This is a genomic window from Mycobacterium celatum (assembly GCF_002101595.1).
In the GTDB taxonomy this organism is placed as follows: Bacteria; Actinomycetota; Actinomycetes; order Mycobacteriales; family Mycobacteriaceae; genus Mycobacterium; species Mycobacterium celatum.
Genome location: NZ_LQOM01000014.1, coordinates 34,511 through 47,557 on the forward strand (window position 1 = coordinate 34,511; position 13,047 = coordinate 47,557).

At 67.5% G+C, this 13,047-nt stretch carries 14 protein-coding genes; 10 read left to right on the plus strand and 4 right to left on the minus strand.

The window, feature by feature from the left end; all coding sequences use genetic code 11:
- Window positions 1–128: 128 nt before the first annotated feature.
- Both AWB95_RS23205 and AWB95_RS02475 read left to right on the plus strand, forming a co-directional pair.
- Window positions 129–893 carry an iron reductase gene (locus AWB95_RS23205; RefSeq protein WP_099539454.1) on the plus strand — a complete coding sequence of 255 codons (765 nt, stop codon included), beginning with the start codon at window positions 129–131 and terminating at the stop codon, window positions 891–893.
- Window positions 894–976: 83 nt separating this feature from the next.
- On the plus strand, window positions 977–1,438 hold the full coding sequence (locus AWB95_RS02475; protein ID WP_062540167.1) for a PaaI family thioesterase: 462 nt from the start codon (window positions 977–979) through the stop codon (window positions 1,436–1,438).
- Here the strand turns inward: AWB95_RS02475 and AWB95_RS02480 are convergent.
- Window positions 1,435–2,823: an NAD(P)/FAD-dependent oxidoreductase gene (locus AWB95_RS02480; RefSeq protein ID WP_062540166.1), complete on the minus strand. Its 1,389-nt coding sequence runs from the start codon at window positions 2,821–2,823 to the stop codon at window positions 1,435–1,437. The two genes, AWB95_RS02475 and AWB95_RS02480, sit on opposite strands and share 4 nt — an antisense overlap.
- 166 nt (window positions 2,824–2,989) lie before the next feature.
- On the opposite strand from AWB95_RS02480, the gene AWB95_RS02485 reads away from it, so the two are divergent.
- Complete coding sequence (locus AWB95_RS02485) at window positions 2,990–3,223, plus strand: DUF7218 family protein (RefSeq protein ID WP_084707132.1); 234 nt, start codon at window positions 2,990–2,992, stop codon at window positions 3,221–3,223.
- A 44-nt stretch (window positions 3,224–3,267) separates the two neighbouring features.
- Here AWB95_RS02485 and AWB95_RS02490 read toward each other — a convergent pair whose 3' ends face one another.
- A complete protein-coding gene (locus AWB95_RS02490) occupies window positions 3,268–3,945 on the minus strand; it encodes an SDR family oxidoreductase (RefSeq protein ID WP_062540165.1) in 678 nt (225 codons plus the stop codon).
- A gap of 182 nt (window positions 3,946–4,127) precedes the next feature.
- On the opposite strand from AWB95_RS02490, the gene modA reads away from it, so the two are divergent.
- From modA to AWB95_RS02525, 7 genes are all read left to right on the plus strand, one after another.
- Window positions 4,128–4,922 (plus strand): molybdate ABC transporter substrate-binding protein, encoded by a 795-nt coding sequence (modA, locus tag AWB95_RS02495; RefSeq protein WP_062540164.1) that lies wholly within the window; start codon window positions 4,128–4,130, stop codon window positions 4,920–4,922.
- A 63-nt stretch (window positions 4,923–4,985) separates the two neighbouring features.
- Complete coding sequence (locus tag AWB95_RS02500; protein ID WP_373280777.1) at window positions 4,986–5,726, plus strand: ABC transporter permease; 741 nt, start codon at window positions 4,986–4,988, stop codon at window positions 5,724–5,726.
- Window positions 5,723–6,838 (plus strand): sulfate/molybdate ABC transporter ATP-binding protein, encoded by a 1,116-nt coding sequence (locus AWB95_RS02505; protein ID WP_062540162.1) that lies wholly within the window; start codon window positions 5,723–5,725, stop codon window positions 6,836–6,838. The genes AWB95_RS02500 and AWB95_RS02505 overlap by 4 nt, the downstream gene beginning before the upstream one ends.
- Before the next feature lie 72 nt (window positions 6,839–6,910).
- Entirely contained in the window at window positions 6,911–7,951 is a 1,041-nt protein-coding gene (locus tag AWB95_RS02510) for an alanine and proline-rich secreted protein Apa (protein WP_085167598.1), read from the plus strand.
- Between the two features lie 127 nt (window positions 7,952–8,078).
- Complete coding sequence (locus tag AWB95_RS02515; protein ID WP_062538848.1) at window positions 8,079–8,357, plus strand: GlsB/YeaQ/YmgE family stress response membrane protein; 279 nt, start codon at window positions 8,079–8,081, stop codon at window positions 8,355–8,357.
- A gap of 147 nt (window positions 8,358–8,504) precedes the next feature.
- Window positions 8,505–8,807, plus strand: a complete 303-nt coding sequence (locus AWB95_RS02520; protein ID WP_062538849.1) for a GlsB/YeaQ/YmgE family stress response membrane protein — start codon at window positions 8,505–8,507, stop codon at window positions 8,805–8,807.
- 65 nt (window positions 8,808–8,872) lie between these two features.
- Window positions 8,873–9,901: a zinc-binding alcohol dehydrogenase family protein gene (locus AWB95_RS02525; RefSeq protein ID WP_062538850.1), complete on the plus strand. Its 1,029-nt coding sequence runs from the start codon at window positions 8,873–8,875 to the stop codon at window positions 9,899–9,901.
- A gap of 6 nt (window positions 9,902–9,907) precedes the next feature.
- On the opposite strand, the gene AWB95_RS02530 is transcribed toward AWB95_RS02525, so the two are convergent.
- Entirely contained in the window at window positions 9,908–10,633 is a 726-nt protein-coding gene (locus tag AWB95_RS02530) for a CPBP family intramembrane glutamic endopeptidase (protein WP_062538857.1), read from the minus strand.
- A gap of 25 nt (window positions 10,634–10,658) precedes the next feature.
- Window positions 10,659–13,004 (minus strand): phosphoketolase family protein, encoded by a 2,346-nt coding sequence (locus AWB95_RS02535; RefSeq protein ID WP_062538851.1) that lies wholly within the window; start codon window positions 13,002–13,004, stop codon window positions 10,659–10,661.
- Window positions 13,005–13,047: the final 43 nt, after the last annotated feature.

Sequence of the window (13,047 nt, forward strand, 5' to 3'; positions counted from 1 at the left end):
CCCCGAGAACCAGCCATAACCCACGCTATTGGACACCGGTGTGAAAGTCGTCACAGTACTCCTTCGGTCGTTGATGCAGTTAAGTATGGTTAGCCTAACCAAATTGAAACGCTGTAGGAGGAGCCCTCGTGCTGGCCCAGGTGGACGACCCGCTGATCGCGGCAATGGCCATTAGGCGGACGCTGCCGCTGCATGAATCCAGCCGGCGGCTCCGCGACCTGTATCCCCACAGCCCTCGCGTGTACGGCGTCGCGGTGCTCTGCGACGTCTCGCTGCGGCGGTGGTGGCCGCTGGCGTCGGCACTCACCACCAACCGGCTACAGATGATGTTCGACGGCGCCGCCGCCGACATGGATGTGCGCTCCGCCGCCCGGGAACTGGCGACCACGCTGGTCCATACAGTGGTCGGTCGCGTCGTGGCGCTGGTAGTGACGGAGGGCCGGGCCTGGGACACCGGGATCGAGAACCTGTGGGTCCATGTCGACGCCGAGGGCGCCATTGACTGGGCGGCGGTGGTCGATCCGACGCTGCGTGCGCTGCCCGACGACCCCTGTTTCGCCGGCGGGGCGCCCGAGGCGATGGTGCGGCTGCCGAGCGAGGCCGCGTTGACGACGTGGGTCGCGCACCGCTGCCACCGGACGTTGGCGCCGCTGTTCGCCCAGTTGCACACAGTCAGCTTCGGGGCGTTTTCGGTGGCAGCGATGTGGCAGATCGTGGGCTCCGCCGTCGTAGCTTCCGCGACACAGCTACCACAGCTGACCGCGGTCGACGAGCTGAGCGCGATGCGGCGAGGCCAAGCAGTGCTGGACGCGCTGGTCGGCTTCGGGCTGCCGGTGCGCGGCCAATCCTCGCGACGACCCCTTGCGAAGTTAGGACAGCCTTGCCTATGCTGAGTACGTCGAGCACGCAATGACCGCGGAGAGTCCTGAGGGCTGCAGCGACCCCCGGTCCACTCGATCGGCGAGCCCCACGCCTGATGCGTGGGGCTCGCCCGCGTTGGTGTAGACACAAAGACGTGCAACCGCTGCCAGGATCCGTCGTGCCACCCGAATTCGGCGCACCGTTCGACAACCACATCGGGTTGGTCTTCACCGAGCTCACCCCCGACGGGGCGCGCGCGCAGCTCGAGGTTCAGCCAAAGCTGTTGCAGCCGTTCGGAATTGTGCATGGCGGCGTGTACTGTTCGATGGTCGAGAGCATGGCCAGCGTGGCCGCCTACACCTGGCTGAGCGCACACGGCGGCGGCGCGGTCGTCGGCGTCAACAACAACACGGACTTCCTGCGCGCCATCAGCAGCGGCATGGTCTACGGCCGGGCCGAACCGGTGCACCGCGGCCGGCTGCAGCAACTATGGCTCGTCACGATCACCGGTGCCGACGAGCGGCTGGTGGCCCGGGGGCAGGTCCGGCTGCAAAACCTCGAAACGCCGCCGGGCTAGCTCGCCGCTTTGGTCGCCTCGCCCTGATGCGCCTCGGCGGCCAGCACCGCCAGCTGCTCGAGCCGCGTGCGGGCGAATGCCTGCTGCTCGGTAATCGTGAGCTGGCCGCGGCGACCGCTCAGGAACGTCACCATCCACGACAACACCGTGGTGACCTTGTTCTTGAAGCCGATCAGGTAGATCAAGTGCAGCATCAACCACGCCAGCCAGGCGATGAGGCCGCCGAATTCCAGCGGGCCGATCTTGGCCACCGCGGAATACCTCGACACGGTGGCCATCGAGCCCTTGTCGAAGTACTGGAACGGCTCACGCTCTGCCGGATTGGCGCCGGCGAGTTCGGCTTTGATCGTGGTCGCGGCGTACTTGGCACCCTGAATTGCGCCCTGCGCCACACCAGGCACGCCCTCGACGGCCGCCATGTCACCGACGACGAACACGTTCGGGTGGCCCGGGATCGTCAGGTCGGGCAACACCTTCACCCGGCCGGCGCGGTCGAGTTCGACCCCCGATTGCCGGGACAGATCCCGGCCCAGCGGGCTGGCGGACACCCCGGCCGACCACACCTTGCAGGCCGATTCGATCCGCCGAATCGTGCCGTCGGAATCCTTGACCGTGATGCCGTTGCGGTCGACGTCGGTGACCATCGCGCCCAGCTGGATTTCGACCCCCATCTTTTCCAGCCGAGCGGCGGCCTTTTTTCCGAGCTTTTCACCCATCGGCGGCAGGACCGCGGGGGCCGCGTCAAGCAAGATCACGCGTGCCTTCGTCGGATCAATTTGCCGGAACGTGCCTTTCAGCGTGTATTCGGCAAGCTCGGCAATTTGGCCCGCCATCTCCACACCGGTCGGACCGGCGCCGACGACGGTGAAAGTCAGCAGCCTCTTGCGCCGCTCGGGATCGTTGGACCGTTCCGCTTGCTCGAACGCGCTCAGGATGCGACCGCGCAACTCCAGGGCGTCGTCGATGGACTTCATGCCGGGAGCGAACTCGGCGAAATGATCGTTGCCGAAGTAGGACTGGCCGGCGCCCGCGGCGATGATCAAGCTGTCGTAGGGGGTTTCGTAGGTGTGGCCGAGCAACTCCGACACGACGAACTTGCCGGCCAGATCGATGTGGGTGACGTCGCCGAGCAGCACTTGGACGTTGCGCTGTTTGCGCAGGATGACCCGGGTCGGCGGGGCGATGGCGCCCTCGGCGACGATGCCGGTCGCGACCTGGTACAGCATCGGCTGGAAAAGATGATGGGTGGTACGGCCAATCAACTTGATGTCGACGTCGGCCCGCTTGAGCTTCTTGACCGCGTTCAGTCCGCCGAATCCGGATCCGATGACGACGACACGATGGCGGCGATTGGGTGCAGCAGTGTCTTCGGGTTGGGCACTCATGGTGGGGGTTGCTCCTCGACGGCGACTGCGTTCATTAACACGGTAGTCGCCCGGGTTGGCCGCTATCGACGCCGACGCTGTGTGATCAGCCACACCAGTGAGCCAGATCGTGACGTGACTCGCGGCGCCAAAGCGGGTATCCGAAGCAATGTCAAAAGAGGCGCAAATGGCAAAAGATCACGGTCCAAGCGTCAAAAACGACAAGCAATACGAGGGCTTGCGCAAGAAAGGAATGAGCAAGTCTCAGGCAGCGGCGATTTCGAATTCACCCGGATCCTCCAGCAGAGGCGGCAAGAGTTCCGGCAGCAGCCAAAGCAAACCCAGCAGCGGCTCAGGTAGCGGCGGGAACACGGCTCAGAAAAAGGCTGCCGGCCGTAAGGGTGGCAAGAAGTCGAGCTAGCCCCGGCCGAATGGTCACGCCACGTACCGTAGCGTCAGCGACAGCTACGCGAAATGAGCCAGCGCGCCGTGGCTGACGTGCAGCAACTGGCCGGTGATGTGGCGTGCAGCGTGCGTGGTGAGGAACAGTGCCATCCGGGCGACCTCGGTGGCCGCCGACGGCGGCGTAGTACTCAGACCCTCGTAGCCGGGTTGCGCGCTGCGCCCCGCGGCGACGGCGTTGACCGTGATGCCGCGGGTGCCGAAGACCGTTGCCTGGCCCGCGACCCAGTTGGCCAACGCGGCCTTGACCGCGGCCTCGGCGCTGCCCGGACGCGGGTTTTCCGGCACAACGCTGACGATCGAGCCGCCTGAACGCAGATGATCGCCGACGGTCTGCACGGTCAGCACCGCCGAGAGCACTGTGGCGTCGAGCGCGCTCCGCCACGCGCCGGCCATGTCGGCCAGCGTGTAAGCCCGCGGGTCGCCGGCGTCCCACCGCGGCGCCGGCACGTTGACGATCGTGTCGAGGTGATGGGGGAACAGGCCCCGCACCTCGCTCAGGCTTTCCGGATCGGTGACGTCGCAGACGATGGCGTCGGCGTCGAGTTCCTTGGCAACGACCTCGAGGTCCTCGCGCCGCGCGCCAACCAGTGTCACTTTGTGGCCGGCATCGCGAAAGCCTTCGGCAACGGCGCGACCCTGTTCGGTGTCGCCCCCGGTGACCAGCACCTCCACCGCCATGACCTCCTCGTGTTCGCGCCGGACCCAGACCTGGGTCTCAAGCGCATGATGGCGTCGATCCCGGTCAATGTTACTGGACAGTAGCTACCTGCGGAACTCCGGACGCGCCACCGAAGCGGACAACATTGGATAACGGTTCGACCGCCGCGCGCCCGCACCCCCGACCAGCTAGGTTTGACGGCATGCGTCGGACCTGGATGCTCGCCTGTTTTCTGTCTTTGCTCCTGGTCGCGAGTCTGGTCGGGTGCAGCTCGAAATCCCCGTCCCCGTCGGCATCGAAGCCGTCGTCAACGCCGCCGCCCGCGCGCACCATCCTGGTGTTCGCCGCCGCGTCGCTGAAGCCGTCATTCACCCAGATCGGTGAGCGCTTCAAGACCGACAACCCCGGCACAAGCGTCGATTTCAACTTCGCGGGGTCCTCGGAGTTGGCCACGCAGCTGACCCAGGGCGCCTCCGCAGACGTCTTTGCATCGGCGGACACCGCACAGATGGACACCGTCGCCAGCGCCGGACTGCTCAACGGAACTCCGGTCAATTTCGCATCGAACACCTTGGTCATCGTCACCGCGCCGGGCAATCCGAAAAAGGTGGAGTCGTTCGCCGATCTCACCACACCGGGGCTGAGCGTGGTGGTGTGCCAGCAGCCGGTTCCCTGTGGAGCCGCGGCTCAACGCATCGAGGACAAGACGGGCGTGCACCTCAGCCCGGTCAGCGAGGAACCGAATGTGACCGACGTCCTGGGCAAGGTGACCACCGGGCAGGCCGACGCCGGGCTGGTCTACATCACTGACGCGGTGAACGCCGGCGACAAGGTCGCCGCGGTGAAGTTTCCGGAGTCCGCCGACGCGGTGAACGTGTATCCGATCGGGGTGCTCAAGAAGGCACCGCAGGCCGCGCTGGCACAGAAGTTCGTCGACCTGGTGACCGGGGAAACCGGGCAGAAGATCCTTGACCAGGCCGGATTCGCCAAGCCCTGACGAGCAGCGTTGAACGCGCCATCGGGACTGCCACGCTGGGTGTATCTCCCGGCCGCCGCGGGGATGGTGTTCGTCGCGCTGCCGCTTGTGGCGGTCGCGGTGAAGGTCGACTGGCCGCATTTCTGGTCGTTGATCACCAGCCCCTCGTCGCGGACGGCGCTGCTGCTGAGCATCAAGACCGCGGCCGCCAGCACTGCCTTGTGTGCGCTTCTGGGCGTGCCGATGGCGCTGGTGTTGGCGCGCAGCCGGGCGCGGCTGGTGCGATGGCTGCGACCGGTGATCCTGCTGCCGCTGGTGTTGCCGCCGGTGGTCGGGGGGATCGCGCTGCTGTACGCGTTCGGGCGGCTCGGGCTGATCGGGCGGTACCTGGACGCGGCGGGCATCACCATCGCGTTCACCACCACCGCTGTGGTGCTGGCGCAGACCTTCGTCTCACTGCCGTTTCTGGTGATCGCGCTGGAGGGCGCGGCCCGCACAGCGGGAGCCGACTATGAGGTGGTGGCGGCGACGCTCGGTGCTCGGCCAGGGACGGTGTGGTGGCGGGTGACGCTGCCGCTGCTGTTGCCAGGCCTGGTTTCGGGGGCAGTGCTGGCGTTTGCACGTTCGCTGGGGGAGTTCGGTGCGACGCTGACGTTCGCCGGCTCGCGGCAGGGCGTGACGCGGACGCTGCCGCTGGAGATCTATCTGCAGCGGGTCAGCGACGCCGACGCGGCGGTGGCCCTGTCGATTCTGTTGGTGGCGGTCGCGGCGGTCGTGGTCCTCGGGGTGGGCACCCGCCGGCTGACCGGAGCGGGCGCCGGATGACCGAATTGCAGCTTCGGGCCGTCGTCGCGGATCGCCAGCTGGACGTGCAGTTCTCGGTATTACCGGGCGAAGTGCTGGCGGTGCTGGGACCGAACGGGGCCGGCAAGTCGACCGCGTTGCATGTGATCGCGGGATTGGTGAGACCCGATGCGGGCCATGTCCGACTGGGCGATCGCACCTTGACCGACACCGCGACGGGGCTGCATGTGGCGACCCATCAGCGCCGTGTCGGCCTGCTGCTTCAAGACCCGCTGCTCTTTCCACACATGAGCGTGGCGGCCAATGTGGCGTTCGGACCGCACAGCCGTCGCCGCCGATGGTGGGGGACGCGCGCAGCGGAGCGGGCATCGGCGATGCACTGGCTGCGCGAGGTGGGCGCCGAGCAATTGGCCGATCGCCGGCCGCGGCAGCTTTCCGGCGGCCAGGCCCAGCGGGTGGCGATCGCGCGGGCATTGGCCGCCGAACCCGACGTGCTGCTGCTCGACGAGCCGCTGTCCGGTCTGGACGTCGCCGCGGCCGCCGGCATCCGTGCGCTGCTCCGCAAGATCGTCACCGGGGACGCACGCGCCACCATCCTGGTGACCCACGACCTGCTCGACGTCGTCACCCTGGCCGATCGTGTGCTGGTGCTCGAGTCGGGCAAGATGGCCGAAATCGGTTCGGTGGCTGAGGTATTGGCCGCGCCGCGTAGCCATTTCGGCGCCCGCATCGCCGGGGTCAACCTGGTCAACGGAACGATCGGCGACGACGGCAGCCTCCGGGACCGCGCGGGGAACCACTGGCACGGCCGGCTGGTCGACGAGCTTGCCGCCGGGCACGACGCTGTCGCGGTGTTCACCCCGGCGGCGGTGGCGGTATACCGGGATCCGCCGCACGGCAGCCCCCGCAATACCGTCGAGCAGACTGTCGCCGAGCTGGACACCCGTGGACCCGCGGTCCGCGTGCGGGCTGCGGATCAACCGGATGGCGCGCCCGGGCTGGCGGCCGACATCACGGCCGAGGCCGCAGCCGAACTGCGCTTGACTCCTGGCCAGTCCGTATGGTTCGCGGTCAAGGCTCAAGAGGTGGCGCTGTACGCCGCACCGGCGCACAGGCGGGCCGGGCCTGCATAACAGCTGGCAAACAAATCACAATGTCAGCAATCCACACTTGCGTCACGGCTGTAACACGGTAGGTTCGTCGCCATGAAGCAGGTGGACCCAACCTCGACACGTCCCAAGGCTTTCTGGGCAACGCTGGCAGTCGCCGCGGTAACCGGCGCCAGCGCCGCCACGATCGCATTTCCGGCAACGACAGCGAGCGCCGATCCGGCACCGCCGCCCGGCACGACCACGCCGGCGCCCCCGCCGCCAGCGGGTGCCAACGCGGCACCCGACACCGCGCCCGGGCCGGCCGGGCCCAGCGCTGCGCCGCCGACGGCCGACCCCGTCGCCGCCCCGCCGGGAACCGACCCGAACGCGACGCCGCCGGTGGCCGACCCCAACGCACCCGAACCGGGACGCGTCGACAACCCGCCCGGCGGGTTCAGTTACGTCATTCCGGCCGGCTGGGTGGAATCGGATGCAACCCACCTCGACTACGGGTCCGCACTGTTGAGCAAGGAGACCGGCCCCCCGCCCGCGCCCGGCCAGCCGCCTGCGGTCGCCAACGACACCCGCATCGTCCTCGGCAAATTGGACCAAAAGCTTTACGCCAGCGCCGAAGCCGACAACACCAAGGCCGCGACACGGCTGGCTTCGGACATGGGTGAGTTCTTCATGCCCTACCCGGGTACGCGGATCAACCAGGCGAGCACTCCGCTGGCCGGTAATGGCGTGTCCGGCAGCGCGTCGTACTACGAGGTGAAGTTCAGCGACGCCAGCAAGCCGAACGGCCAGATCTGGACTGGCGTGATCGGTCCGAGCAACCCGAACGCCGCGCAAGGTGCGCAAAAGCAGCGCTGGTTTGTGGTGTGGCTGGGTACCTCCAACGACCCGGTAGACCAAAACGCCGCCAAGGTGCTGGCCGAATCGGTCCGCCCGTTGACGACGCCGCCGCCCGCAGCGCCGGGCACAGCTCCCGCTCCCGGAGCACCGGCGGCACCGCCGCCCGCGGCGGGGGCACCTGCGGCGCCGGCACCCAATGCGCCGGCACCCAATGCACCGCAACAGCAGCCGGCTCCGGCTCCCGCCGGGGAACAAGGTCCCGTCACGACGTCCGCGACAGGAACCACGCGCACGGCGTGAGTCGCGTCGACCGCGTCCACTATGGCCGACGAATCGTTACGCTGACGCGGTGTATGGAAGAGCAGTCCAGCAGCGGGCTCAACATCTCGCCGTCCTGCTTGCAGGCCAATAGTCAAAGGAGCTGGCCGTGGTCTTGCACATCATTTGGATGATCATCCTGGGCCTCATCGTGGGCGCGGTCGCGCGACTTATCGTTCCCGGCAGGCAATCGATGGGTTTGATCGCGACCGCAGTGCTCGGGATCGTGGGGGCCTACGTCGGCGGCACGCTGGGCAGCCTGGTGTTCCCGCCGCACCAGTTCGATATTCACCCGCCGATAAAACACTCGTTCTTGGGCGCGCTGGTCGGCGCGGTGATCCTGCTGTTGATCTACAAGTTCGCCACGTCGCGCACACGAACCCTTTAGTCACGCCAGTCCGTTCTGCGGCCCAGGTCGGCTTCAGTTAAGTCGACCCGTGTCCAATATTGCTGCCGAATCGTTACGCTGACGCGGTATACCGAGTGAGAAGCCAGCGGAAGCGCTGGACTTGCCTGCGACAGCAAGGAGATCCGGATGTACGTCACGGCAGCTACCGAATTCCTCGCCCGTTCAACGACACTGACCAGCGTCGGCTGGATCGGTTACATCATCATCGGTGCCATCGCGGGCTGGATCGCCGGCAAGATCGTCCGGGGCGGTGGCGCGGGCATCCTGATGAACATTGTGATCGGTATCGTTGGCGCGTTGATCGGCGGCTTCCTGCTCAGCTTTTTCGTCGACACCGCCTCCGGCGGGTGGTGGTTCACGTTGTTCACCGCCGTACTCGGCTCGGTGATCCTGCTGTGGATCGTCGGGCTCGTCCGCGGACGAGGCTAGTCCGCTAACCCGTTGTGGCCGTGGCGGATCGGGCATCAGACAGTCCGTCGCGGCATGATGGAGTGATGGCGTCCGAGCCGGCCTCCGCCACGATGAGCGCGTGGCGGGTACGCAAACCCGGCCCAATGAACTCCGGGCCGCTGGAACGGGTCACCACCGAGGTGCCGCGACCACAGCCATCGGAGCTGCTGGTGGCTGTGCGCGCCTGCGGGGTGTGTCGCACCGACCTGCATGTCACCGAGGGTGACCTGCCGGTGCACCGTGAGAGGGTGACGCCGGGGCACGAGGTGGTGGGGGAAGTCGTCGAACTCGGAGCCGACGCCGGCGACGAATTCACCGTTGGTGACCGCGTCGGAATCGCCTGGCTGCGCCACACCTGCGGGGTTTGCAAGTATTGTCGTCGCGGCGACGAGAACCTGTGCCCGCAATCCCGCTACACGGGGTGGGATGAGGACGGCGGGTACGCCGAATTCGCCACGGTCCCTGTGGCTTTCGCTCATCACTTGCCAGGCGGCTACAGCGACTGCGAACTGGCGCCGCTGTTGTGCGCCGGCATCATCGGCTACCGCTCGCTGCTGCGCGCCGAGCTGCCGCCGGGCGGCCGACTCGGTCTGTACGGATTCGGCGGCAGTGCCCACATCACCGCACAGGTCGCGGTGGCGCAGGGCGCGGAGCTGCACGTGATGACCCGCGGCGCCAAAGCACGCGAGCTGGCGCTGGAATTGGGCGCCGCCTCGGCGCAAGGCGCCGCCGACCCGCCGCCGGTACCGCTGGACGCGGCGATTCTGTTTGCCCCGGTCGGCGAGCTGGTGCTGCCCGCGCTGGAGGCGCTGGATCGTGGCGGCACGCTTGCGATCGCCGGCATCCACCTCAGCGACATCCCGACCCTGAACTACCAGCGCCACCTCTTCCAGGAGCGCCAGATTCGCTCGGTGACCTCGAACACCCGCGCTGACGCCCGGGAATTCCTCGAGTTCGCCGGCCAGCATCACATAAATATCACCACGCCGGAATACCCACTCGGACAAGCCGATCGGGCGCTCACCGATCTCAGCGAGGGCCGCATCGCCGGCGCGGCGGTTCTGTTGGCGTAACCGCCCTCAGGTGGACAGCTGCCACACCAGCGCGGCGGCCAATGCGCCCAACCCGTTCAGCGACCAGTGCAATGCAATCGGCGCGATCAGGCTGCCGCTGCGCCGGCGCAACCAGCTGAACACAAAGCCCGCGGCGGCCGTCGCACACACGGCCAACGCCACGCCGACCAGCATGCCGACAATGCCGCCGCCGAACAGCCGGGTGAAGCCGACATTGCTGCTGGTCAGTCCCAACGACGTCGCGATGTGCCATAGCCCGAACAGCAGCGAGCCCGCCACCGCGACACCGCGAAATCCCCACGCCCGGTTCAATGCGCCGTGCAGCACGCCGCGAAACGCAAGCTCCTCCGGGATCACGGTTTGCAGCGGAATGATGATCATCGACGCGATCAGCGCACCCGAGATCGTTGCGTAGTGGTTGTTCATGAACATCGGCCGGGTCAGCGGCAGCAGCACGCCGACCGCAATCACCGACGTCACCACTATCACGGCGGCCAGCGCATATCCCACCCCGGCCCGCCAGTGTTCCCGACCGAGACCGAGCTCGGCCCAACCTAAACCGTCGCAGCGCAACAGGATTACCAGGCCGATAGCGGCGGCCGGCACGGTGGCGACACCCGCCCACGGCGTGGTGAAGTGCGCGACCAGGTTGGTCAGCGCCAACACCACGACGACGACGGCGACGTCGACGTACACCCGGAAGCGGTGCAACGCCGACAGCTGCACGGCCAGTGGGTGTGGTTCGGTGATCACTTCCCTAGGCTACCCAGGTCCATTGAGAGATCTCCGGGTCGTCCTCGCCGTGCTCCCGGGTGTAGCGGCGCGCGGCCAGCCGGGCGTCGGCCATCCGCTGTCGCAGCACGGCGGCGCGGTTAGCCAGCCCGTCGACCCGGTCGATCACGTCCATCACCAGATGGAAGCGGTCGAGGTCGTTGAGCATCACCATGTCGAACGGTGTCGTGGTGGTGCCGCGCTCGTTGTACCCGCGCACGTGCATGTGGTCGTGGTTCGCGCGCCGATACGTCAGCCGGTGGATCAGCCACGGATAGCCGTGGTAGGCGAAGATCACCGGCGTGTCGGTGCCGAACAGCGCGTCGAATTCGCTGTCGTGCAACCCGTGCGGATGCTCGGATTCCGGCTGCAGCCGCATGATGTCGACGACGTTGATCACCCGCACGGCCAGCTCAGGCAGCCCGCGGCGCAGGATGTCGGCGGCGGCCAGCGTCTCCAGCGTCGGAGTGTCTCCGGCGCAAGCCAATACGACGTCGGGCTCGGCGGTCGCGGTGCTGGCCCACTGCCAGATGCCCAGGCCGCGGGTGCAGTGCGCGATCGCCTCCCCCATGTTCAGGTAGGCCAGCGCGGGCTGCTTGCCGGCGACAATCACGTTGACGTAGTCGCGGCTGCGCAGGCAGTGGTCGGCCACCGACAGCAGCGTGTTGCCGTCCGGCGGCAGGTAGACCCGCACGATCTCCGCGCGCTTGTTGGCCACCAGGTCGATGAATCCGGGGTCCTGGTGCGAGGCACCGTTGTGGTCTTGGCGCCACACGTGCGAGGTCAGCAGGTAATTCAGCGACGCGATCGGGGCCCGCCACGGCAGCTCGCGGCAGGTCGCCAGCCACTTGGCGTGCTGATTGAACATCGAGTCGACGATGTGCACGAACGCCTCGTAGCAGTTGAACAGCCCGTGCCGGCCGGTCAGCAGGTAGCCCTCGAGCCAGCCCTGGCACAGGTGCTCGGAGAGCACCTCCATCACCCGCCCGTCGGCTGCCAGGTTCTCGTCGTCGGGCAGCGTGTCGGACAGCCACACCTTGCCGGCCGAGCCGTACACCGCGTCCAGTCGATTGGAGGCCGTCTCGTCGGGGCCCATCAGCCGGAACCGGTCGGGGTTGCGGACGATCACGTCGCGCAGGAAGGCGCCTAAAACCCTGGTGGCTTCATGGACGTGCGTACCGGGTGCCGAGACGTCCACCGCATAGTCGCGAAAATCCGGCAGGTCCAGGTCGTGCAGCAGCAGCCCGCCGTTGGCGTGCGGGTTAGCACTCATCCGGCGCTCACCACCGGGCGCCAGCGCGCGCAGCTCCGGACGCAGCCGACCGTCGTCGTCGAACAGCTCCTCCGGTCGGTAACTGCGTAACCAGTCCTCGAGTTGCGCGCGGTGGCGGGGGTTCTCGTGGGTTTCGGAGAGCGGTACCTGATGCGAGCGCCAGGTGCCCTCGACCTGCTTGCCGTCGACTACCTCCGGCCCGGTCCAGCCTTTGGGGGTGCGCAGCACGATCATCGGCCACACCGGCCGCTCGGTGTTCGCGCCGCTGCGGGCGTCGTGCTGAATGGCCGCGATGTCGTCGAACGCGTCGTCGAGTGCGGCGGCCAGCTGCTGGTGCACGTTGGGGGGGTCATCTCCGGCGACGGTGATCGCTCGGTAGCCGTAGCCGCGCAGCAGCGCCTCGAGCTCGTCGTGCGGGATGCGGGCCAGCACGGTCGGGTTGGCGATCTTGTAGCCGTTGAGGTGCAGGATCGGCAACACCGCGCCGTCGCGGGCCGGGTTGAGAAACTTGTTGGAATGCCAGCTGGCGGCCAGCGGCCCGGTTTCGGCTTCCCCGTCGCCGACCACGCAGGCCACCACCAAATCAGGGTTGTCGAAAGCTGCGCCGTACGCGTGGACCAGGGCATAACCCAGCTCGCCACCCTCGTGGATGGAGCCGGGCGTCTGCGCCGCCGCGTGACTGGGCACACCGCCGGGAAAAGAGAACTGGCGGAACAGCTTTCGCATCCCTTCCGCGTCTTCCTCGATTCCGGTATACACCTCGCTGTAGGTGCCTTCCAGATACGCGTTGGCGACGAGCGCGGGGCCTCCGTGCCCGGGTCCGGTGATGAAGATCGCGTTGGCGTCGCGGGCGCGGATGACCCGGTTCAGGTGTGCGTAGATCAGGTTCAGCCCCGGGGTGGTGCCCCAGTGGCCAAGCAACCGCGGCTTGACGTGGTCGGGTGTCAGCGGCTCGCGCAGCAGCGGGTTGTCGAGCAGGTAGATCTGGCCGACCGAGAGGTAGTTCGCGGCGCGCCAGTAGGCGTCGACGAGGGCGAGTTCTTCGTCGGGGAGGCTCATCCGTCCGATTGTCCCGACGGTCGCGAAAACCCGCCAACTACGC